The 20534-nt window shown below is 69.3% G+C and carries 18 protein-coding genes; 11 read left to right on the top strand and 7 right to left on the bottom strand.

The features are described 5' to 3' along the window. Nucleotides 1–6: 6 nt before the first annotated feature. Both NL115_RS13265 and NL115_RS13260 read right to left on the bottom strand, forming a co-directional pair. Nucleotides 7–1527, bottom strand: a complete 1521-nt coding sequence (locus NL115_RS13265) for an MATE family efflux transporter (RefSeq protein WP_254829835.1) — start codon at nt 1525–1527, stop codon at nt 7–9. Further along, entirely contained in the window at nt 1524–2105 is a 582-nt protein-coding gene (locus NL115_RS13260; RefSeq protein ID WP_254829834.1) for a TetR/AcrR family transcriptional regulator, read from the bottom strand. The genes NL115_RS13265 and NL115_RS13260 overlap by 4 nt, the downstream gene beginning before the upstream one ends. A 120-nt stretch (nt 2106–2225) precedes the next feature. Here NL115_RS13260 and NL115_RS13255 point away from each other — a divergent pair, with 120 nt between their 5' ends. After that, complete coding sequence (locus NL115_RS13255; RefSeq protein ID WP_254829833.1) at nt 2226–3044, top strand: SDR family NAD(P)-dependent oxidoreductase; 819 nt, start codon at nt 2226–2228, stop codon at nt 3042–3044. Nucleotides 3045–3050: 6 nt separating this feature from the next. On the opposite strand, the gene NL115_RS13250 is transcribed toward NL115_RS13255, so the two are convergent. Continuing rightward, nucleotides 3051–4919, bottom strand: a complete 1869-nt coding sequence (locus NL115_RS13250) for a Na+/H+ antiporter (RefSeq protein WP_254829832.1) — start codon at nt 4917–4919, stop codon at nt 3051–3053. 116 nt (nt 4920–5035) lie between these two features. On the opposite strand from NL115_RS13250, the gene NL115_RS13245 reads away from it, so the two are divergent. Both NL115_RS13245 and NL115_RS13240 read left to right on the top strand, forming a co-directional pair. Then, entirely contained in the window at nt 5036–5482 is a 447-nt protein-coding gene (locus tag NL115_RS13245; RefSeq protein ID WP_254829831.1) for an NYN domain-containing protein, read from the top strand. A 137-nt stretch (nt 5483–5619) separates the two neighbouring features. After that, nucleotides 5620–6150 carry a hypothetical protein gene (locus tag NL115_RS13240; protein WP_254829830.1) on the top strand — a complete coding sequence of 177 codons (531 nt, stop codon included), beginning with the start codon at nt 5620–5622 and terminating at the stop codon, nt 6148–6150. Between the two features lie 20 nt (nt 6151–6170). Here the strand turns inward: NL115_RS13240 and NL115_RS13235 are convergent, their stop codons facing one another. Then, entirely contained in the window at nt 6171–6476 is a 306-nt protein-coding gene (locus NL115_RS13235) for a hypothetical protein (protein ID WP_254829829.1), read from the bottom strand. A gap of 215 nt (nt 6477–6691) precedes the next feature. On the opposite strand from NL115_RS13235, the gene NL115_RS13230 reads away from it, so the two are divergent. The 6 genes from NL115_RS13230 to NL115_RS13205 all read left to right on the top strand — a co-directional run bounded on the left by NL115_RS13230 (nt 6692) and on the right by NL115_RS13205 (nt 15046). Next, nucleotides 6692–7048 (top strand): Hsp20/alpha crystallin family protein, encoded by a 357-nt coding sequence (locus NL115_RS13230; RefSeq protein WP_254829828.1) that lies wholly within the window; start codon nt 6692–6694, stop codon nt 7046–7048. A gap of 7 nt (nt 7049–7055) precedes the next feature. Continuing rightward, the gene (locus NL115_RS13225) at nt 7056–8741 is read left to right on the top strand and encodes an ABC1 kinase family protein (protein WP_254829827.1); all 1686 of its coding nucleotides are present in this window, start codon (nt 7056–7058) and stop codon (nt 8739–8741) included. Between the two features lie 146 nt (nt 8742–8887). Further along, the gene (locus tag NL115_RS13220; RefSeq protein WP_254829826.1) at nt 8888–10642 is read left to right on the top strand and encodes an Ig-like domain-containing protein; all 1755 of its coding nucleotides are present in this window, start codon (nt 8888–8890) and stop codon (nt 10640–10642) included. Nucleotides 10643–10723: 81 nt separating this feature from the next. Then, nucleotides 10724–11812 (top strand): aminotransferase class I/II-fold pyridoxal phosphate-dependent enzyme, encoded by a 1089-nt coding sequence (locus NL115_RS13215; protein WP_254829825.1) that lies wholly within the window; start codon nt 10724–10726, stop codon nt 11810–11812. A gap of 415 nt (nt 11813–12227) precedes the next feature. Then, nucleotides 12228–13211 carry a flap endonuclease-1 gene (fen, locus tag NL115_RS13210; RefSeq protein WP_254829824.1) on the top strand — a complete coding sequence of 328 codons (984 nt, stop codon included), beginning with the start codon at nt 12228–12230 and terminating at the stop codon, nt 13209–13211. Nucleotides 13212–13297: 86 nt separating this feature from the next. Continuing rightward, entirely contained in the window at nt 13298–15046 is a 1749-nt protein-coding gene (locus NL115_RS13205; protein ID WP_254829823.1) for a right-handed parallel beta-helix repeat-containing protein, read from the top strand. 18 nt (nt 15047–15064) lie between these two features. On the opposite strand, the gene NL115_RS13200 is transcribed toward NL115_RS13205, so the two are convergent. After that, the gene (locus tag NL115_RS13200; RefSeq protein WP_254829822.1) at nt 15065–17167 is read right to left on the bottom strand and encodes a metallophosphoesterase family protein; all 2103 of its coding nucleotides are present in this window, start codon (nt 17165–17167) and stop codon (nt 15065–15067) included. Nucleotides 17168–17317: 150 nt separating this feature from the next. Between NL115_RS13200 and NL115_RS13195 the strand changes: the two genes are divergently transcribed. After that, nucleotides 17318–17581: a BolA/IbaG family iron-sulfur metabolism protein gene (locus NL115_RS13195; protein WP_254829821.1), complete on the top strand. Its 264-nt coding sequence runs from the start codon at nt 17318–17320 to the stop codon at nt 17579–17581. Nucleotides 17582–17650: 69 nt separating this feature from the next. Here NL115_RS13195 and NL115_RS13190 read toward each other — a convergent pair whose 3' ends face one another. Beyond that, nucleotides 17651–17959: a hypothetical protein gene (locus tag NL115_RS13190; protein ID WP_254829820.1), complete on the bottom strand. Its 309-nt coding sequence runs from the start codon at nt 17957–17959 to the stop codon at nt 17651–17653. Between the two features lie 115 nt (nt 17960–18074). On the opposite strand from NL115_RS13190, the gene NL115_RS13185 reads away from it, so the two are divergent. Then, entirely contained in the window at nt 18075–19490 is a 1416-nt protein-coding gene (locus NL115_RS13185; RefSeq protein ID WP_254829819.1) for a class II fumarate hydratase, read from the top strand. A 21-nt stretch (nt 19491–19511) separates the two neighbouring features. Here NL115_RS13185 and NL115_RS13180 read toward each other — a convergent pair whose 3' ends face one another. Continuing rightward, nucleotides 19512–20474, bottom strand: a complete 963-nt coding sequence (locus NL115_RS13180; RefSeq protein WP_254829818.1) for a hypothetical protein — start codon at nt 20472–20474, stop codon at nt 19512–19514. Nucleotides 20475–20534 lie beyond the last annotated feature (60 nt).

Raw genomic sequence — 20534 nt, 5'->3', positions numbered from 1 at the left:
CCCCGTTCAATCGTCGGACATCGTCGCCTCGGGGTCGACATCGCTCCCCGTGTCCGGGGCCGGAGCCCCGCGGGCGCCGCCCGAGCGCCACGTCCCCCGGCGGAACCAGAGCCACGCGACGACCGCGCCGACGACGTTCGAGACGAAGAACGACGCCCAGATACCGCGGACGCCGAACAGCATCCCCTCGGGGACGTACGGCAGCGCGACCCGGAACTGCGAGAGGACGTAGGCCACGGGGATACGGATGCCCCCCAGCGTCCCGACCGCGATGGCGGCCGCGACCATCGTCTTCCCCGCGCCCCGGAACCCCCCGGAGAACGCCCGGACGATGCCCATGAAGCCAAAGGAGAGCGCGACGTAGCGGAGGAAGGTCGACCCCTCGCGGAGGACCGCGGCGTCGTCGGTGAAGACGGCGACGATGGGTCGCGGGAACAGGAAGATGGCGACCCCCGCCAGCCCGAGCACGACGAACAGGCCGGTCGCGGCGAGGTAGTTGGCCTGCTTCGCGCGGTCGTATCTACCGGCGCCGATGTTCTGCCCGGTCATCGTCTCGACCCCGCGCGCGACGGCGACGGCGGGCAGGAAGATGACCGAGAACACACGCGTCCCGATGCCGAAGGCGGCGACCACGGGCGTCGAGAACAGCCCCACGATGATGAGCAGGGCGTTGATGGACACCGCTCGGCCGGTTCCCTCGATGCTGGCCGGGACGCCGATGCGGAGCAGGGTCCGGAGGTAGCCGAGGTCCGGCCGCATGTCCGCGAGGTGGATCTGGATGCCCTTGCGGCCCGAGAGCATGATGCCCATCCCGACCAGCATGGCGAGACTGCGCGAGAACACCGTGGCGATGGCGGCCCCCTCGACGCCGATACCGGTGAAGCCGGTCGCGGCGAACAGGTCCGCCTGGACGCCGGCGAGTCCGAGCATCCCGAACAGCGGGTTGGCCTCGAAGCCGAAGATGAGGAACGGGTCCAGCAGGATGTTGAGCACGACCGTCCCGAACATGACCAGCATGGGCGTGATGGTGTCACCAGCACCGCGCATCAGCGAGATGAACACGAAGAAGCCGAACATGAACGGCAGCCCCAGCGCCACGACCTCCATGTACGCCGTCGCACCCGGGAGGACGTCCGCCGAAGCGCCGAGGAAGCCAAGGAAGGGCCGGACCAGCGGATAGCCCAGGCCACCCAGCAGCGCCGACCCGAGGAAGGCGAACGTGACCGTCTGCGAGGCGGCGTACGACGCCTCCTTCGGTTCGTCCGCGCCGGTGTGCTGGGCGACGAGGACGCTCCCCGCCACCGAGAGCCCCATCCCGAGCGAGATGAGCAGGAAGACCATCGGGAACGCGAAGGAGATCGCCGCCAGCGCCTCCGTGGAGTACTGCCCCAGCCAGAACGTGTCGGCGAGGTTGTACGCCGTCTGCAGCAGGTTCGTGAGAACGATGGGGAGCGAGAGGACCAGTAGCGGCTTCAGGATGCCGCCCTCGGTGAGATCGAGCTCCGCCTGGTCCGGGAGAAGGCTCACGCGGGCACCTCCGGGGTCCACCCGAGTTCGCGCTCCAGGTGCCGCGCGATGAGCGTCTGCGTCCGGTCCGGGGGCTCGCCGAGCGCGACATCCCTGACGTGGGCCCCGTTGATCGCCGTCGCGACGAACCGCGCGACCGCCTCGGGGTCGGCCTCGCGGAACTGGCCGCCGTCGACACCGTCACGGACGGCGTCGGCAACGACATCGCGTACCCGACGGTCCATGGCGGCGAGCCGGTCGCGATACGCCTCGTGGTAGGGTGCCTGCGCCTCGATCTCGATGAGCGCGACGGCGAAGCGGTCGTCCCGGGTCTCGTCGGGGAACACCGCATCGAGGAGCGTCTGCAGCCGCTCCTGGGGGTCGGTGGCCTCGCAGGCCAGCTTTCCCTCGAACGACTCCAACAGGTGCTCGAGGAAGGTGTTCAGCAGCTCCTCCTTCGTCTCGTAGTGGTAGTGGATGGCCGCCGTCGACAGCGAGGACTCGTCGGCGATCCGCTGGATGGTCAGTCCAGCGTTGCCGTGTTCACAGAGGGCACGCCGGGTCGCATCCATGATGGCGACCTGCGTCTCGTCGTTCACAGCGAACTTACTAACCAGTTAGTAAAGAGCCCTTCGACGACCGCTCGTTGGGCCACCCCACGACAACCAACCACACATCCGCGGCCGAACGACCAAAGCCCCAGCAGTCGAGGCGCCCTCATGGAACGCGACGACGTTCCGGCAGCGGACGGTGTACTGGCGGCCTTCTCGCTCGACGGTGACGCGGTGCTCGTCACGGGTGGAGCCAGCGGCATCGGCACGGCGTACGCCGAAGCGTGCGCTGAGGCCGGCGCCGACGTGATGCTCGCCGATATCGACGCCGAGGGCGCCGAGAGCGTCGCGGCCGACCTCGCGGACGCGACGGCCGGGGACGTACGCTCAGTCGCGTGCGACGTGACCGACGAGGACGACGTGCGCGCGGCCGTCGACGCGACGGTCGACGCGTTCGGCGGCCTCGACGTGGCCTTCGCGAACGCCGGCATCGGCCGGATGTTCAACCCGGTCCACAGCCAGTCGCTGGACCACTGGCGCGAGGTCATGAACGTGAACCTGGACGGCGTCTTCCTCACCACGCGCGAGGCCGCTGCAGCGATGAAGGAGGATGGAGGCGGCCGCATCGTCACGACGGCGTCGGTGCTGGGCCTCGTGGGGACGGAGACGCCCGGCCTCTCGGCGTACGTCGCCTCGAAGGGCGGCGTCGTCCAGTTCACGAAGCAGGCCGCGGTCGAACTGGGCCCGGACATCCGCGTCAACGCCATCGCGCCCGGCTGGATCCACACGGGCATCGGCGGCGGGATGCTCCGCGAGGACGCCCCCGGGATGGAGCCCATCCAGGACCAGATGCGCCAGGAGACCGCGCTCGGACGGCTCGGCTACCCGGAGGACCTGAAGGGGCTGGCACTGTTCCTCGCCTCCCCCGCCTCGGCGTACTGCACGGGCACGGTCTACCTCAACGACGGCGGCTACACGGCGACGTAGGCGGACTCACTCATCTGGCTCCTTGGTCTTCTCGTCGGCCTCGGCGCCGTGCCCCGGCTCGAGGGCCTCGTCGTCGGCCTCCGCGGTCTCCAGTTCGGCCTCGAGGCCGTACTCCTCGGCGCGCCGGCGCCAGAACTCCGTGTACCCCTCCTCGGAGCCGGCGACGGTGCTCTCGCCGTCGCGGACGCGGTCGAGTTTCAGGTCGAGTTCCTCCAGCAGCCGCTCGCCTACGTCGTCGCTGACGACACCCTTGCGCATGGCGTCCATGATGGCGGACTTCTCGCGCTGGAGCACCTGCCGCTCGCTTGCGAGCAACTGTTCGCGCGCGAGTTCCGGTTGCTCGCTCAGCAACTCCGAGATGGCCCGGTTCAGGGCCGCCTTCTCGCGCTCGTACTCGGCGGAGAAGTCCTCGTACACGCCACCGGGAATCTCGCCGGCGGCGTGGAGCCGCTCGGCGGCTTCCAGCGCCTCGTCCACCGCGCGGGCGCGCCCGATGAGGAGTTCGTACAGTTCGGTGGCCTCGGAGCGGGTGACGACGCCGAGCCGGTCGAGCAGGTTCGACATCGTCAGCCCCTGGACGACCAGCGAGAACGCGGCGACGCCGAACACCATCGCGCGCAGCTCCTCGCGCAACGGGAACGGCGCGCCGGAGGCGAGTTCACGCGGGAGGCCCAGCACCAGCGCGATGGGGATGGAGCCGTGGAGCCCACCCCAGACGAGGACGTGCTTGTAGGCCGTCGAGACCTTCGGCTCGACGAACTGGTTGGTGAGCGTCGTGAGGGGGTAGACGATGGCCGCGCGGACGAGGAGGACGAGCGGGATGGCCAGCAGGATGAGTCGGCCGTGGGTCGCGAGCGTATGGACGGGGGTCGTCACGCCGATCATGATGAAGATGAACGTGTTGACGAGGAACGCCGCCGTCTCCAGCGAGTTGAAGATGCTGACCTTCGTCTGCGGGCTCATCGCGTAGTCGGCGCCGCGGTTCCCGATGAACAGGCCCGCGACGACCGTGGCGATGACGCCGGAGACGTGGAGGTAGTGCTCGGCCAGCACGAACGACCCGTACGCGAGGACGAACGTCAGGACGATTTCGGTCATGTGCTCGTCGAGTTCGCGCATCACGCTGTAGACGGCGTACCCCGCGGCGAAGCCGACCACCAGGCCGCCCAGCGAGACGACGGCCACGTCCAGTCCGATGCGTGCCAGTTCGACGGGGTCGAACAGTCGGCTCGTGGCCGCACCCTCCTCGACGAGGACGAGGAACGTCGAGAACAGGACGACGCCGACGCCGTCGTTGATGAGGCTCTCCCCCTCGACGAGGACCGAGAGGCGCTCGGGAGCGCCCAGTTCCTCGAACAGCGCCAGCACGCTCACCGGGTCGGTCGGGAGCGCCATCGACGCGAACAGCAGCGCGAGCAGCAGGGTGAACCCGGGGGCGAACGCGCCGAAGACGTACGTCCCCGCCACGCCCAGCAGGACGACGGCGATGGCGAGGCCGACGACGGCCAGCACGATGACGGGGACGATGTTGCGCCTGAGCCGTTCGAGGTCCGTCGTCGCCGCGCCCTCGAACAGGAGCGGTGGCAACAGGACCAGGAAGATGAGTTCGTCGGAGAGCCGGATGTCGATGAGTCGGCCGAACTGCCCGGTCGTGGTCGCGAGCACGGAGAGGCCGAAGCCGGCGAGCAACAGCGCGATGGTGTATGGGAACCGGCCGACCTTGGCGACGAAGATGCCGACCCCGGCAGCGATGATGAACACCGGCAGGAGCTGGATGAGCGTCTCCTCGATGAGAGCCCCGCCGCCGCTCTCGGCGGCGAGGACGACGGCGTCGAGGCCTCCGACGAGCGGCGGTACCGCGAATCCGGCAGCCATGACCGGCCTAGCTCGGGGCGCCGTGATAAGGGTGACCGACGTTCCGAGTCCACTGGCGAGCAGTCGGGGCCGAGGGACCGCCAGCGCTATCACGGCCCGTCCCGGACGGCGGGCGTATGGGACTCCTCGACGGACTGTTCGGCGGCGGCCCGGACCGCGTCGCGCTGTTCGTCGACGGACCGAACGTCCTGCGGAGCGAGTTCGACACGGACCTCGACGAGGTCCGGGCGGCCGCGGCCGCGATGGGTCGCCCCGTCATCACCCGCGTCTACCTCGACGAGCAGGCCTCCTCGGGGCTCATCCAGGCCGCCGAGGCCCGGGGCTACGAGGTCGTCATCACGAGCGGTGACGTGGACGTGAAACTGGCCGTGGACGCCGCCACGGCTGTCACCGACGGCGACTGCGACGTCCTCGCCGTGGCCTCCAGGGACACCGATTTCAAACCCGTCCTCGAGCTGGCGGCCCGGCGTGGCTGCCGGACGCTGGCCATCGCACCGGGCACCCACGGCCGGTCGGACGCACTCCGGAACGCCGCGCACGAGGCCGTGACGCTCGGGGAGTAACCTCCAGATAAGCCACCAAAGCCGCCAATTTCCCCGTATTTCTCCAGATTAGATACAAATACAGATATTTTTCGAGTAATCTGCGCCATTTGAGATGACCCATAGCACTTTCACGCCAGCGGTGGCACCAGATAGTGATGCGAAACGGCCCTCCTGACGCGCTCGGAATCACCGACCCCGCAGACCTGTTGCACCGCGAAGACGTACTCGTCGACGACGAGTCGGCAGTGATACCGCACGAACACCACGCTCAGCTGTACGACGGCATCGAGGGGATGGTGGTCGTCGGGGCGAGGGACGAGGCCGGCCGGCTCCTGTTACAGGTCAGTCGTGAGGAGCTGTTCGCGGCCCTCCCGCACGCGACGGTCGCGCCGGGGGAGAACTGGACCCAGCGGGCCCGCGACGCGGTGGCCGAGACCGCCGGCGTCGTCGTCCGTGTCGATGGGGTGCGGCGCGTGAAGCGGCGACGATACCGGCGTCCGGACGACGAGACGGCGACCGAGGGGTACCAGGTCTTCGTCGACGCTACCCCGGTCGGGGAGCAGACACCGGCCCCGCCCGCCGAGGTCGTGGCGGAGTGGACGGTGGGGTGGCACGACGAAGTGCCGGTGCCGACCACCGACGAGAACGAGGAGACGGTCGCCGATATCCGCGCGTTCCTCGACTGACGGCAGAGGCCGGCGTCGTGTCACTCCGGCGAGACGAGGACCCGACCCGGGCGGAGGGCGAACAGCGGCGGCGCCGACGCCGTCTCCGGGTCGAACGAGAGGGAGGCGGAGGCCTCGTTCGTGTGGACCGCGGCGGTGACCTGTCCGGCGGCGGGAGCGGCGACGACACCGACCTCCCCGGGGGAGAGGTCGGCGCGGCGCGGGGCCGACTCGGTGCCGTCGATGACGACGGTCGCCGTCCGGGGTTCGGTCGTCCCGTTGCGCACCAGCACCACCGCCCGGCCGTCGGCCGCCATCCGGTCGCCCGCCGCGGTGTAGGTACTCATCTGTGTTCAACCGGCATTTACTGCTGGTTTTGTAAGTACCTTCTGGCCATCTGCGGACATTAGACACACTCTAACCCTAGAAATCGGCACCTGACTGGGGACGGTCGGGAGCCGTCTCCGAGCCGCGGCCGTGGCGGGCGGGCCCCCGGTCGCACGGACGCCTCCGGGGTTCCGGCTCCGGGGCCTTTTTCGCCCCCGGAGCCGTACAGCGTGGTATGAACGCGTTTCGCGAGGCCCTGCGCGAACTCCCGGAGACGGTGTTCGCGGACCTGCTGGAGAGCGACGACGCCCACCGCGTCGTGATGGACCTGCCGGGCGCGACGGCGGACACGGTCGACGTGTCCATCGACGGCGGGCGCCTCCGCATCGAGGCCCGGCGCGCGAAGGACGTGCCGTCGGAGTTCTCGTACGTCACGGAGGACCGGTCGCTGTTCCTCGACGCCGAACTCCCGCTCCCGCCGAACACGACGGGCGAGGGCGCCACCGCGAGCGTGAGCCGGGGCGTCCTGACGGTGACGCTCCCCAAGCGGGGTGCGGCGGGCGAGACACGGGTGCCTGTCGAGGACGCCTGAGCGCGTGGTGAACCTCCGCGCGTACCGCCGGTTCCCCGTCGTCGTCTACCAGTTCCTGCCGCTACTGCTGGCCTACGCACGGGACCGGCGGCGGTTCCTCCTGTTCGGCCGAGCCCGGCGTGTCGACGCGGAGACGCGTCGCCGCCGGGCCCGCAAGCTGCTGGACTCGCTGCTGACGCTCGGGCCGACGTTCATCAAACTCGGGCAGATACTCTCGACCCGTCCGGACATCCTCCCCCCGGAGTACATCGACGAGTTCGAGCAACTGCAGGACCGCGTCCCACCGGCGGACTGGGCGGACGTGCGGCCCGTCATCGAGGAGGACCTGGGTCCGGTCGAGGACGCGTTCGAGTCGTTCGACACGGACCCCATCAGCGGCGCGTCGCTCGGGCAGGTGTACACGGCGACCATCCCGGAACCGGTCGAGGGGAGCCCGGACGCCCGCCGCGAGGTCGCGGTGAAGGTCCGGCGACCGGGCATCGAGTCGCTGGTCGAGGCCGACCTCCGCATCATCCAGTTCTCGCTGCCCATCCTGATGCGGTTCATCGACCAGGCCCGGTCGTTCTCGATGCAGACGCTCGCCGACGAGTTCTCGAAGACCATCCGCGAGGAGATGGACTACGAGCGCGAGCGCGGGATGCTGGAGGAGATCCGGGAGAACTTTCGGGAGGAATCGGCGGTCCGTATCCCCGCGGTGGATGGCGAGCGCTCGACGGGCCGCGTGCTGACGATGGAGTACGTCCCCGGGACGAAGATCTCCGACGTGGAGGGGCTCGACGAGCGGGGCTTCGACCGGACGGAACTGGCCGAGACGCTCCAGCGCGCCTACCTGAAGATGCTCGTCACCGACGGTACCTTCCACGCCGACCCGCACCCGGGGAACCTCGCCGTGCAGGACGACGGCCGGCTCGTCTTCTACGACTTCGGGATGTCCGGCCGCGTCGACGCCTTCGTTCAGGACAAGATCGTCGACTTCTACATCGCCGTCGCGGACCAGGACATCGACGCCATCCTCGATACGCTCATCGAACTCGGGACGCTCTCGCCCGAGGCCGACCGCGAGGTGATGGCGGACGTCATGGAACTGGCCATCGCTGACGCGCGCGGCGAGGACATCGAGCAGTACCGCGTCCAGCAGATCGTCGAGCAGGTCGAGGACACCATCTACGAGTTCCCGCTACGCCTCCCACCCAACCTCGCGCTCGTGTTGCGTGTGGCGACGGTCGTCGAGGGGGTCTGCGTGACGCTGGACCCGGACTTCGACTTCATCGACGTCGCCACCGACTACCTCCGACAGGAGGGGTACGTCGAGGCAAGCATCCGCGAGTTCGTCGAGGAGCGCACCGAGGAGCTCAACGACGCGGCCCGGTCGGCCGTCCGCACCCCACCGAAACTGGAGGACGCGCTCGACCGCATCAACCGTGGCGACCTCGAGGTCGAGGCCACCATCGACGACGAGGAGGCCGTCTTCGACACGCTGGCCCGGCGGCTGGTGCTGGGGCTCCTGTTAACGGGAACCGTCCTCTCGACGGCCATCCTCTACGCCTTCGCGACGCCCGTCGACGCCATCGCGCCGGGTGTCGGTGCAGCGCTCGTCCTCGTGCTCCTGTACCGCTCGTTCCGCGAGCAGAGCGGCATCAGCGCGACGCCACAGTTCACCCGCCAGGAGATGCGAAAGCGGCAGGACGAGTAATCGAATATAAATCTTCGGACGAGATTCCGAGCTGTTGAACGAGCGGTTGGTATTTATCTCCGCACCATCGACTGACGAAGAGAGTTACACGCATGCGGGACCCTCCATCCGGCCGCAGGAACCACGAGCGCCGAGCGACGTGGACGTTGTTCGAGAACCGGGGCTCGACGCAGGTTCTGGGCTTCGCCCTGATGTTCGCGGTCACGATGACCACGTTCGCGCTGTACCAGGCAGACGTGGTCCCCGACCAGAACGAGGAGGTGGAGTTCGACCACAACAGCGCGATGGCGGGTGAGATGGGTGAACTCCGAGCGGCGATGCAGGATGCGAGCACGTCAGAGAGCGCTGCATCCGCGACTCTGCAGCTCAGTCCCTCCTACCCCGGCCGGGCGGTGGCGGTCAACCCGCCCGAGCCCGCAGGCCGTCTCGCCACGAGTGACGAACACCCCGTCTATGTCCGGGGGCTCTACAGTACCGACGAACGGTTCTGGGACGGCCGGTCGGTACAGTACGCGACCCGCCACCTCAACTACTCCATCTCGTACAACCGCATCACGGGCGACGAGTACGCCCTCGAACAGGGGATGCTCGTCAAGAAGTACGCCAACGGGAAGACCCGGAACCTGACTGCGGCGCCGGTCAACGGGAATCGCATCTCCCTGACCCTGCTGGGCGGGGACTACGACCGGACCGCCCATCGAGAGAGCGTCGAGTTCAGCCCGGTGAGCACCACGAGCCGCAGCCTTACCGTCACCGCTCAGCGGACGGACATCTCCGGCGATTCCTCGAAGGAGGACCCGCACATCTGGCTCCCGACGCAGCTGAACCAGGACGAGTGGACCGACATCGCCGACGCACAGGACGAACTGGTGAGCGCCGAGGTGAAGGACAGTGGGGACAGCCCTGCCCCGGCCGGGAACGGTGACTACGTGAAACTGACTCTGAAGGACGGCCAGCAGTACGACTTCCGGGTGTCGCGAGTGACGCTCGGGCAGCCAGCGAGCGTGGCGCCGACGTACCTGACGGCGCCGTCGGGAACCGTCCAGATCCCGGAAAGCGGGTCGAAACCCGTCACGGTCACCGTCCGTGACGAGTACGGCAATCCGGTCCCGGGTGCCGACGTGACCATGCAGGTGTCGGGCAATGGGAACCTGGAGGACACCGACGGTAACGCGCTCTCCAATCCGGTCCAGACTGGGCCGGACGGCCAAGCGACGGCCGTATTCTCCGGCGGCGGATCGGCTCCCGGCGCTGTCGAAGCCGACATCGGCGGCGGCCCGGGGAGTTACCGGACCGTCGAGGTGGACATCACGCGGCCGACGACCACGAAGGGGCAGAAGAGCATCTACACCTCCGGACAGATGCTCGAGGACCTCTCCGGGTTCTCGGAGTTGCGGCTGTCAAGCGGCCGGACCGTTCCCACCAGTGACACGGACTGCCTGCTCCTGGGAGATACCGGTGGCGGACTGCTCGGCGGACTGCTCGGCAGCCTCCAGTGCGACAAGGACTCCTTCCGCACCATCCAGGGGAGTCTCCTGCTCGAAAAGCAGAACAACAAGGAGCTGCAGCTCCGGTACTACCTCTTCGACGAGAACGGGGACGACAATATCAATGGCCACGACGGGGCGACTATCCGAATCGACGACGAGGAGGGCGACAAGGTGTTCCGGGGCGAACTGAAGCGCGGGGCCGCGAAGGACATCCTCCGGTCCGGCGGGACGGACATCCTCGATTCGAACAACTACAAGACCGCGAAGTGGGATGGTGACGACGGCGTCCTGTTCAGTGACCCGTGGGGCAAGAGCGACCCGTACGACTCGTTCGACGACCTGAACCTGGACAAGGCCGAGAACGTATTTGTCGAGCAGGCGCATGGTCGAGTAACCGTCGAGGCGAACTGAGGACCGCAGCTGACGGACGAGGGCCGGGCGCATCGGCGACCGGTCCGGTGACACTTTCTCCTGGCACGCCGACACGCCGGTATGCAGATCGAGCCGTTCGCCCTCGAACGCTGGTTCGCCACCCACGAGGCGGACAACCTGATGCTCGCCGAGTCCGGCATCCGGCCGCTGGACCCGACCCGCTTCGACCTCGTCCCGGACGATTTCGGCTACGTCATCCCGACCGGCGGCGACCCCGACCTCCGGGGACGTATCGGTGACCGCTACGACCGCGCCGCCGACGAGGTGCTCCTGACCTGCGGCACCCAGGAGGCCAACTTCGTCACCTTCGCGGCGCTCATGGGCGACCACGCCGTCGTCGTCACGCCCACCTACCAGTCGCTTCACGCCATTCCCGAGGCGCTCGGCGAGGTGACCCGCGTCGAACTCGATGCGGCCGACGGCTGGCGGCTCGACCCGGACGCCGTCGCCGAGGCCATCCGCCCCGACACGGCGCTGGTGGTGCTCAACAACCCGAACAACCCGACCGGGAGAATCCACGATGCCGACACCGTCCGGGCGGTGTACGAGCACGCCGCCGACGCCGGCGCGTACCTCCTCTGTGACGAGGTGTACCGGCCGTTCGCCGGGGCCGACGACGGGGCGGTCGAGCTGCCGCCCCCCGCGGCGAGTCTGGGTCCCTACGGCGTCTCGACCTGCGGGCTCTCGAAGGGGTACGGGCTCGCGGGCCTGCGCTTCGGCTGGCTCGCCGGCCCCCGCGAGGTCGTCGAGGCCGCCGCCCAGTGGAAGGACTACACCACCATCTCCCCGCCCGCCGTCTCCCAGCGCGTCGCCGAGCAGGTGCTCGACCCCGAGACGGAGGCCGAGATACTGGCCGAGAATCGCGACCTGGCGGCCCGGAACCGCGACCTGGTCGGGGCGTTCGTCGACCGGCACGACCTCGGGTGGCCGGACCCCGAGACCGGCGTGAACGCGTTCATCGAGGTCCCGGACGGGTTCTTCGGCGGGCAATCGTTCTGCGAGCGCGTCGTGGAGGAATGCAGCGTGGTGCTGGCACCCGGCGAGGCGTTCGACCAGCCCGACTACTTCCGCCTGGGCTTCGGAGACGAGACGGCGCACCTGGAGGAGGGACTGGAGCGGCTGGATGGATTGCTCGAACGGCACGCATAGCAGTACAAATCCACCCAAAAATATCGAGATATCGTATAAACTGCATAATTCTAAATTCAGCATCTCTATTGTAGGATAGGCGGAGATGGCCACGAAGGCCTCGCGCGCTCGACCGGCCCGTGGATTGCGGGAAATCGCGTGCCGTCAGTCGACGGGGCGCGCGCTGGCGGCTGTGCCGGCGGCCAGCCGCCGCCCAGCGCGCGAGGGGCGAGGAGCACAGCGACCACAGGGAGCGAGTACCGCAGTCGGCTGGGGCGGCGTGAGGCCCACAGACCCGACTGACGGACGCGGGGGTCTAGCGGACTTCCGAAGGGCGAGAACGCGAGGGCTTCGGCAGAGGTCAGTTCCGACGTGGCGAAAGAACACGAGGCGCGCGACACAAACACCAAATCACGCACCATCCAAGGGGACGCCAATGGGCAACGCGGACCTCCGGCAACTGGCGGTCATCGAGGACGTGTCGTTCGACGACCTCGAGGGGAGTGTCGTCGCCGTCGACGCGCACAACTGGCTCTACCGGTACCTGACGACGACGGTCAAGTTCACGAGCACGAGCGCGTACACCACGAGCGACGGCGAGGAGGTGGCCAACCTCATCGGCACCGTGCAGGGCCTGCCGAAGTTCCTCGAACACGACCTGACGCCGGTCTTCGTCTTCGACGGCGGGACGACCGAACTGAAGGCCGATGAGGTGGCCGAACGCCGCGAGCAGCGCGAACGGTACGAGGACGACCTCGAGACGGCACGCGAGGAGGGTGCCGCCGCCGAGACCATCGCCACGCTGGAATCCCGGACCCAGCGCCTGACCGAGACCATCCGCCGGACCACCCGCGAGTTGCTCGAACTGCTGGACGTGCCCGTCATCGAGGCACCCGCCGAGGGCGAGGCACAGGCCGCACACATGGCGCGCACGGGAACTGTCGACTACGCCGGCACCGAGGACTACGACTCGCTGCTGCTCGGGGCGCCGCTCACGCTGCGGCAGCTCACCAGCAAGGGCGACCCCGAGCTGATGGACTTCGAAGCCACGCTCGCGAAGCACGACCTCTCCTGGGAGCAACTGGTCGACGCGGCCATCCTGATGGGGACCGACTTCAACGAGGGCGTCTCGGGCATCGGCCCGAAGACCGCCGTCAAGCTCCTGAACGAGCACGGCGACATCTGGGCGGTCTTCGAGGCCGAGGACTGCTACGTCGACAACACTGACGCCATCCGGCAGCTGTTCCTCGACCCGGACGTGACCGACGACGTCGGGTTCGACACGGACATCGACCCCGACATCGCCGCCGCGAAAGCCTACGTCACCGACGAGTGGGAGGTCCCCGCCGACGAGGTCGAGCGCGGCTTCGAGCGCATCGAGGAGGCGCTCACGCAGACCGGCCTGGACCGCTGGACCTGAGTCCATCGGTCCCACGGGGCTCCTGCCGCGGGGCGCCGTTATCCCCCGAGTAAGTATCCCCCTGGCGGGTGCGCCGGGGTGTACGTGTGTCGCGACGACCCGATTCCGACGGCCTGGGCGAACGACTCTCCCGGCGGCCACTCCTCCAGGGTGCGGCCGGGCTCGCGGCCGCACTCGCGGGGTGCTCGATGACCGACGGGCGCATCACCGACCGGGTGGTCGACTCCACGCCGGCGCTCCGGACCGCCTTCGAGCGCCTCTCCCCCGGCGACACCATCCACATCTCCGCCGCCGGGGGCCCCTACCGGACGAGCGATTGGCTCGACGTGGACGTCGACGACGTGGCCGTGGTCGGCCCCGGGATACCGGGTCTCGTCCGGCCGGCTCGCGGCGCCGACGCCGGTGGCATCCGCATCGGCCACCACAGCCATTGCGAGAATGTCCTCGTCCGGGGGTTCGGCTTCGAGGGGAACCGGGCGGCGCAGCGCCCACGGGCGCCCCGCTGTCACGGCATCGCCGTCCGGGACGCCGACGGCGTGACGCTCGCCGGAAACGATATCCGTGGGACCCACCCCCGAAGGCACGGCGACGGCGGGAGCGGTATCAGCGTGACCCCCGGGTGCGACGCGGTCCGGGTCGTCGGGAACCGGATCCGCGACGCGGGCGACCGGGGGATACAGGTCGCGGGCTCGGGCCTGCTCGTCGCAGGGAACGACATCCGGGGCAGTCTGGACCGGGCGATATCCGCCGACCTCTGGTACCCCGACGGGGAGAACCACACGGCCCGGCACGCACTCGTCACGGGCAACGTACTCGGCGACAGCGCCGAGGGGAGCCTGACGGGCGTGGCCCACAACGAACCCGTCGGGCCCGGGCGAGGACACATCGCGTTCGTCGGCAACGTCGGCTACGGAGCCCACAAGTCGTTCTGCCACGTCCGCGGCCCGGAGCCGTTCGCGAGCGTTGCCGTCCGCAACAACCTCGCCACCCAGGAGACGGCGGGGCTGACGACCGACCGGACGACGCGGTTCGCGGGCGTCGCGGCCGACGCAGTGGGGGGAGACACCCTCGTGGTCCGGAACAACACCTTCCGCGGGTACAGCGGCCCCGGTGTCAACATCGACGGTGCGGTCCGGGAAGCCGTCGTCGCGGGGAACGCGCTCGTCGAACCGGCCCGGGCGGGAGTCCGGGTCCGCCAGGTCGACGGTGGCACCGTGACCGGGAACGTGGTCGTCGAACCCGGGACGGTGGGCATCCGACTCGTGGACGCCGGCGGCCTCCGGGTCGGGGAGAACCAGATTCGTGCTCCCGCCGGCCCGGGAATCGACGTGCGAGGTGGCCCCGATACCGCGGGCACCGACATCGTCGGCAACCACCTGCGCGATACCGGAGGCGGCGACAGAGGCGGCGATGGTGGCCGCGTATCGAGGGGGGCGCCGGCAATCCGCGTCTGTGACCACGGCGTCCGGGTCCGGGGGAACAGCATCCACCGCAACCGCGGCCCCGGCATCATCGAGTGCGCTGACGGCGGCGACAACCGGTACGAGGCCAACCGGGCCGACGGCGAGGCCCCGTGGCGCATCACGAGTCCCACCTCCCGGGCCAGGGACAACGCGCCGCCGCTCGATGTCCACCGCGGGCTCCGGGCGGAGGGCGGTCTCCTCTCGGTTACGTTCGACCGGGTGTACGCCCGCGCGCCACGGCTGAGCTTCGGCCGACGGGGCGGAGCCGTCCGCGAGGTCTCCTACCGGACCAGCGAGGCTGGGAACGTCGTCGGTGCCGACATCGTGGTCGGGGCGGACGGGACGTTCGACGTCTTCGTCGACGCCGCCTGAGCGTGAGCCGCCGGCGCATCAGTTCCGGCCCGGCGTGTCGCCGGTAACAGTGAAGCTCGTCTCGCCACCCGCGGGCACGTCGAAGGCCACCTTCAGGTCCGTCCGTGGGTCGGCCTCGCGTCGCCAGACGACCTCGCCGCCCTCGACAGTCGGGTTCGCGGCCGTAGTCGAGACGGTCACGGCGCCCGAACGGTCGAGCGTCTGGTCGTTGGTGACCGTCACCGTGCGCCCGTCCGGCGCGTTCGCGCTCCCCTCGTCGGTCACGTCGAACAGGTACGAGGGCGTGGAGAAGAAGCCGACCTCGTCCTGTTGGGCGACCCACCGTGGGTCGTCGGAAGGCCCGGGACTGACCGTACGCTCGTCGAGGAACGCCTGGCTCACGGGATACCGGAACGCGCGGGGGTCGAGGCCGTCGGACGTGGTATCGTAGTCGAACTGCCGCCAGCCCCAGTACTCGCCCGTCGAGGACATCGTGGAGGCGACGTTGACGTACAGGGTACCCGCCTCGGTGTTCCGGAGGTCGGCCACGAGTCCTTCGGCGTCGGCCGTTCCGGGGGCGGCGCGTTCGACGGTGGGGTCGGGATAGTTCTCGACTCGGCCCGTCGTGACGCCGTCCGTCGCTTCGTACGACTGTCTCGCGTACCGGTTCCCGAGGGCCGCCACCACGTCGGCAGGGTCGCCCGCGGTGTAGACATCGGTGTCACCGTCGCCATCGACATCGACGGTCGAATCGCCCGTCCGGTTCGCCATCGAGCGCGCCACGCGGTCCTGGTGCGAGTGCCCACAGAAGAACGCGTCCACGCCGGCCTCGTCGAACAGCCGCCGGAGCGAGAAGGCGTTCTCGCCGGTCCAGCGCTGGCCGCTCTGGGCGATACGGCTCCCACGCGCGACCTGCTCGGCGACCGGCTGGCCGTCGGTCTGTGCGTACGCCTCGTTCTTCGCGTCGGGCACCCACGAGGGGTTGTGGTGGCCGACGGCGAGAATCGAGCGGTCCGTATCGGCCAGGCGGGAGAGTTCCCCGCGGAGCCAGTCGAACTGCGCGTCCCGGACCTGCCCGCCGTAGGTCGAGACAGCGACGCTGGCCCCAGTCCGGTCGAGGTACGACCAGTCGAACGTGTCGACGGCGACGACCTGTGCGGCGTCACCGATTTCGACGCTGTAGGACGGCGGTCCAAAGGTCTCGCGATAGAGCGCCTTCCCGTCGGTGCCGGACTGGACGTAGCCGTCGTGGTTCCCCAGCGTCATGAACGTCGGCGCCTGCACCTGATTCATCACCGTCCAGGCGTCCTCGAACTCCGCGTAGAACTTCCCGGGCACGTCCTGGCCGAGACAGAGGTCCCCCGCCACCAGCACGATGTCGGGGTCGAGCGCGTTCACCTCGGCGATAGCGCGGCGGGTAGCCGCCCAGCGCTCGTCCGGCCGGTCGCCGAGGACACGGCGCGACCGCTGGACGAACGGGTCCGGATTCCCCTCGTCCCGGGCCTCGTTGAACCCGGACTGGAGTGCTCGCGGGTCGCCGATCTGCGGGTCCGCGAGGACGGCGATGTCCAACTCGTCGGGGATGGTCTCACGGACGCTCACCGCGCGTGGCTGCCGGTCCTCCCCGCCCGTCAGCGCGGTCGGGGCGGTGTCCCACGTCACGACGAGGTCGTACAGGTCGGGCGTGAACGTCGGGCGGTCGTCCAGCGCCGGCACGTCGAACTCGGCGACGACGACCTGCCCGTACGAGGCCTCGTCGCCCTCGCTCTCGGAGCCGTCCACCTCGGCGCCGGCGTTCCAGATGCGACTCGTCGGGTCGTCCCCGTCGGTGCCGGCCCGCGACAGCGGAATCCGAGCCGGGCCACCGAAACTCGGCTCCAGACGGGCCTCGACGGTCCGCAACGGGATGTCCGCGTTCGCGTCGAGTTCCACGCGCAGGCTATCGCCGGCTTCGACCACCTCGGGCACACCCGACAGCGGCGACCGTATCTCGTTCACCTTCGGGACGTACACTTCGGAGCCGTCCACCGGCGTCGGGTTCCGTTCGGCCTCGCTATCACCGTTCGCCGCCGCACTGCCGGCGCCACCAGCGCCGGCGAGCGCACCCGCACCCACCGTTCTGAGAAACGTGCGTCGTTCCATACGGAACCGTTCGACTACCGCACAATGGGTACGATGCCGTTGATGTAGGGAGAGTTATATAGTGACGGCCCGCGCGGGACTGCGCCGCCGGGGCCACGGGTCGTGCGTGTCTCGACGGGATTTATCCCCGCACCGGTCCCACGACCGGACATGAACCCTGCCGACGTGGAGGACCTCATCCGGGAGGCACTCCCCGACGCCCGCGTACGGGTGCGCCGGGCCCGCGGCGAACACGACGACGACCACCTCGCCGCGCTGGTCGTCTCACCGGCGTTCGAGGACGAGATGCTCGTGAACCAGCACCAGATCATATACGACGCGCTCGAGGGGCACATGACGACCGATATCCACGCTCTGGAGCTCAAGACGTACACACCCGAGGAGTTCGAGGACGCCCCGGAGACGTTCGATTAATCGATATACAGGTAGCGTGTACCCCACATTATCGTGGGAGTTGCAGTTCTCGTGATATAGTCGCGATCTTCAGTCAGAACCGTCGCCGTCCCCCATCTCCACGTCCTCGCCGGCCCCGTCGGCGTCGGTCATCTCGGCGAGTGCGCCCGTCTCGACGGCCGACAGCCCGGCGATATCGAGCACGTCGCCGACCGCGTCGCCGGGGACGGTCACCAGCACGTCGCCGAACCCGAGGTCACGCTCGTGCTCGCCCCCGATGTCCTCGACGGCGGCGACGACGGTGTCGGTGTCGGTGTCGTCGTCGGTCCGAAGAACGAGCGCCACGGGCTCGTCGGGCGGGTCCTCGACCATCGGCGTGACCGCGTTGGAGACGTACACGGAACGGCGTTGGTTGGCCGTGGGCTTTGCTGTGGCGGACTGGAACGAGGGGGAGACGACGGCCAGCGTGGCCGGCTTCGACGGGATTTAGCCCCCACCGTGTGACCGCCGAGGTATGAGCGAGGACAACGGTGACTACCGGACCGAACGCGACAGTCTCGGCGAGATGCAGGTGCCCGCGGAGGCCTACTGGGGCGCACAGACCCAGCGCGCGCTCCAGAACTTCCCCATCTCGGACGTGACGTTCGGGCGGCGGTTCGTCCGCGCGCTCGGCATCGTCAAGAAGTCCGCCGCCCGCGCGAACCTCGACCTCGACCTCATCCCCGAGGAGAAGGGCGAGGCCATCGTGCGGGCCGCCGACGAGGTCATCGCCGGCGAGCACGACGAGCACTTCCCGGTCGACGTGTTCCAGACCGGGAGCGGCACCTCCTCGAACATGAACGCCAACGAGGTCATCGCCAACCGCGCGACCGAGCTCATCGGCGGGGAAATCGGGTCCCGCGAGGTCCACCCCAACGACCACGTCAACTACGGCCAGTCCAGCAACGACGTCATCCCGACGGCGATGCACGTGGCCTCGCTGGAGGCGGTCGAGCGCGACCTCATCCCGGCGCTGGAGACGCTGCGCGAGGAGCTCGCCGCGAAGGAGGAGGAGTTCGCGGACGTCGTGAAGACGGGCCGCACGCACCTGCAGGACGCGACGCCGGTGACGCTGGGCCAGGAGTTCGGCGGCTACCGCGCGCAGGTCGAGAAGGGTATCAGCCGCGCCGACAGCACCCGCGACCACCTCGGCGAACTCGCACTCGGCGGGACCGCGACTGGCACGGGCCTGAACACACATCCCGAGTTCCCCACCCGCGCCGCCGAGTACATCAGCGAGGAGACCGGCCTCGAGTTCCGCGAGGCAGACAACCACTTCGAGGCCCAGGCCGCCCACGACGCGATGGGCGAGGCACACGGCCAGCTCCGCACGATTGCAGGGAGCCTCAACAAGATCGCCAACGACCTCCGCCTCCTGGCGTCGGGGCCGCGCAACGGGCTCAACGAGGTCGACCAGCCGGAGAACCAGCCCGGCAGCTCCATCATGCCCGGAAAAATCAACCCGGTCGTCGCCGAATCGGTCAATCAGGTCCACAAGCAGGTCGTCGGCAACGACGCCGCCGTCGCCGCGGGCGCGGCGGAGGGACAGATCGACCTCAACCTCTACAAGCCGGTCTGTGCGCACAACTTCCTCCAGTCCGCGAAGCTCCTGTCGAACACCGCCGAGGTGTTCGGCGAGAAGTTCGTCCACAAACTGGAGGCCGACGAGGAGTACTGCGAAGAGCGCGTCGAGCAGTCGATGGCACTCGCGACGGCCCTGAATCCGGCCATCGGCTACGACAAGGCCAGCAAGGTCGCGAAGCGTGCGCTCGCCGAGGACAAGACCGTTCGCGAGGTCGTCCTGGAGGAGGGCTATCTCTCCGAGGACGAAGCCGACGAGGTGCTCGACCCCATGCGGATGACCGAACGCGGTATCCTCGGCGACGACTGAGCGCCAGGCCACCACGCCGCCTCAGTCGTCGCTCGCCCAGTCGGGCCACCCGACCCAGCCGTCGACGCCGTCACTCGACGGCTCGTCCCCTCTCCGGGAGGCCGCGGCCTCGCGGAGGTCCGAACCGGCGAACCAGTCGTCCGGGGAGTCCGCCGCACTCCGGTCCCCGGGCTGCTGGACCGGCGCGTCACCGAACCACGCCGGCGCCGGCACCGACGTCTTCCCGGCCGCACGATACTCGGACCGCACGGTCACGACCGTCCGGGGACCCGCGAGCCAGCGCGCTTGCAGGGTCACCACGCGGCCGTCGGGACGGACGAGTGCCGCGACGCGGTAGTCCGACACCGTGTCGTTCGTGAGTGCCGTCACCGACGGCGGGGCACCGCGCCCCCGGACCAGATACCGTCGCCGCCCATCGTCACGGAACCGGACGACCGTGGTCTCGCCGGCGTCGAGATACCGCGCGACCAGCGATTCGGCACGGTCGTCGACGACACCCTCGCCGTTACGCGGGCGCTCGACCGGCCGGACCCGGACCGGGTCCGTCGGCGGCCGCCGCTCCGCTACCAGTCCGCCGGCGGCGTACTCCGTCGTCGCAGCCCGCCAAGGGCCGGGCCCCGTGACGGTCGTCACCCGGACCCGCCGGTCGACGCGGTAGGTAGTCGCGTTCGCGACCCGGACGACCCGGACCGTCTCGCGCCCGGAGTCGGGGAAGTCGAACCGGTGGGTGGTCCGGTTGTACGAGAGGACCCAGGTGTAGTTGCGTCCCGAGAGCGTGGCCGCGTGCGCGTCGCCGACGGTCCACGGCTCGATGGGGCGCTGGAGGAATCCGGGGCGGGCAGGGGGGTCGCCGCCGGCCGCATCCTCCGGAACCGGCGCCGGCGTCAGGGTTGGCGTGGCCCCACGCTCGGCGGGTTCCCCGACGGCACTGCAGCCGGCGAAGACCAGCAACGCGGCGAGCGCCACCGCGACCGCTCGGGTCACGCTCGTGCTACGAACCGGGGCGGCAAGAATCGCGCGGCGGACGGGCCCGAACCGGGCGAC

Origin of the sequence: Haloglomus salinum (genome assembly GCF_024298825.1) — an archaeon.
Taxonomy (GTDB): Archaea; Halobacteriota; Halobacteria; order Halobacteriales; family Haloarculaceae; genus Haloglomus; species Haloglomus salinum.
This window is presented reverse-complemented; position numbering and strand designations above follow the sequence as displayed.

Coding starts and splice junctions, on each gene's coding strand:
- NL115_RS13240 (WP_254829830.1), top strand. CDS start 5,620: ATGCGAAACGGCCCTCCTGACGCGCTCGGAATCACCGACCCCGCAGAC.
- NL115_RS13245 (WP_254829831.1), top strand. CDS start 5,036: ATGGGACTCCTCGACGGACTGTTCGGCGGCGGCCCGGACCGCGTCGCG.
- NL115_RS13255 (WP_254829833.1), top strand. CDS start 2,226: ATGGAACGCGACGACGTTCCGGCAGCGGACGGTGTACTGGCGGCCTTC.
- NL115_RS13230 (WP_254829828.1), top strand. CDS start 6,692: ATGAACGCGTTTCGCGAGGCCCTGCGCGAACTCCCGGAGACGGTGTTC.
- NL115_RS13185 (WP_254829819.1), top strand. CDS start 18,075: ATGAGCGAGGACAACGGTGACTACCGGACCGAACGCGACAGTCTCGGC.
- NL115_RS13200 (WP_254829822.1), bottom strand. CDS start 17,167: ATGGAACGACGCACGTTTCTCAGAACGGTGGGTGCGGGTGCGCTCGCC.
- fen (WP_254829824.1), top strand. CDS start 12,228: ATGGGCAACGCGGACCTCCGGCAACTGGCGGTCATCGAGGACGTGTCG.
- NL115_RS13215 (WP_254829825.1), top strand. CDS start 10,724: ATGCAGATCGAGCCGTTCGCCCTCGAACGCTGGTTCGCCACCCACGAG.
- NL115_RS13195 (WP_254829821.1), top strand. CDS start 17,318: ATGAACCCTGCCGACGTGGAGGACCTCATCCGGGAGGCACTCCCCGAC.
- NL115_RS13235 (WP_254829829.1), bottom strand. CDS start 6,476: ATGAGTACCTACACCGCGGCGGGCGACCGGATGGCGGCCGACGGCCGG.
- NL115_RS13250 (WP_254829832.1), bottom strand. CDS start 4,919: ATGGCTGCCGGATTCGCGGTACCGCCGCTCGTCGGAGGCCTCGACGCC.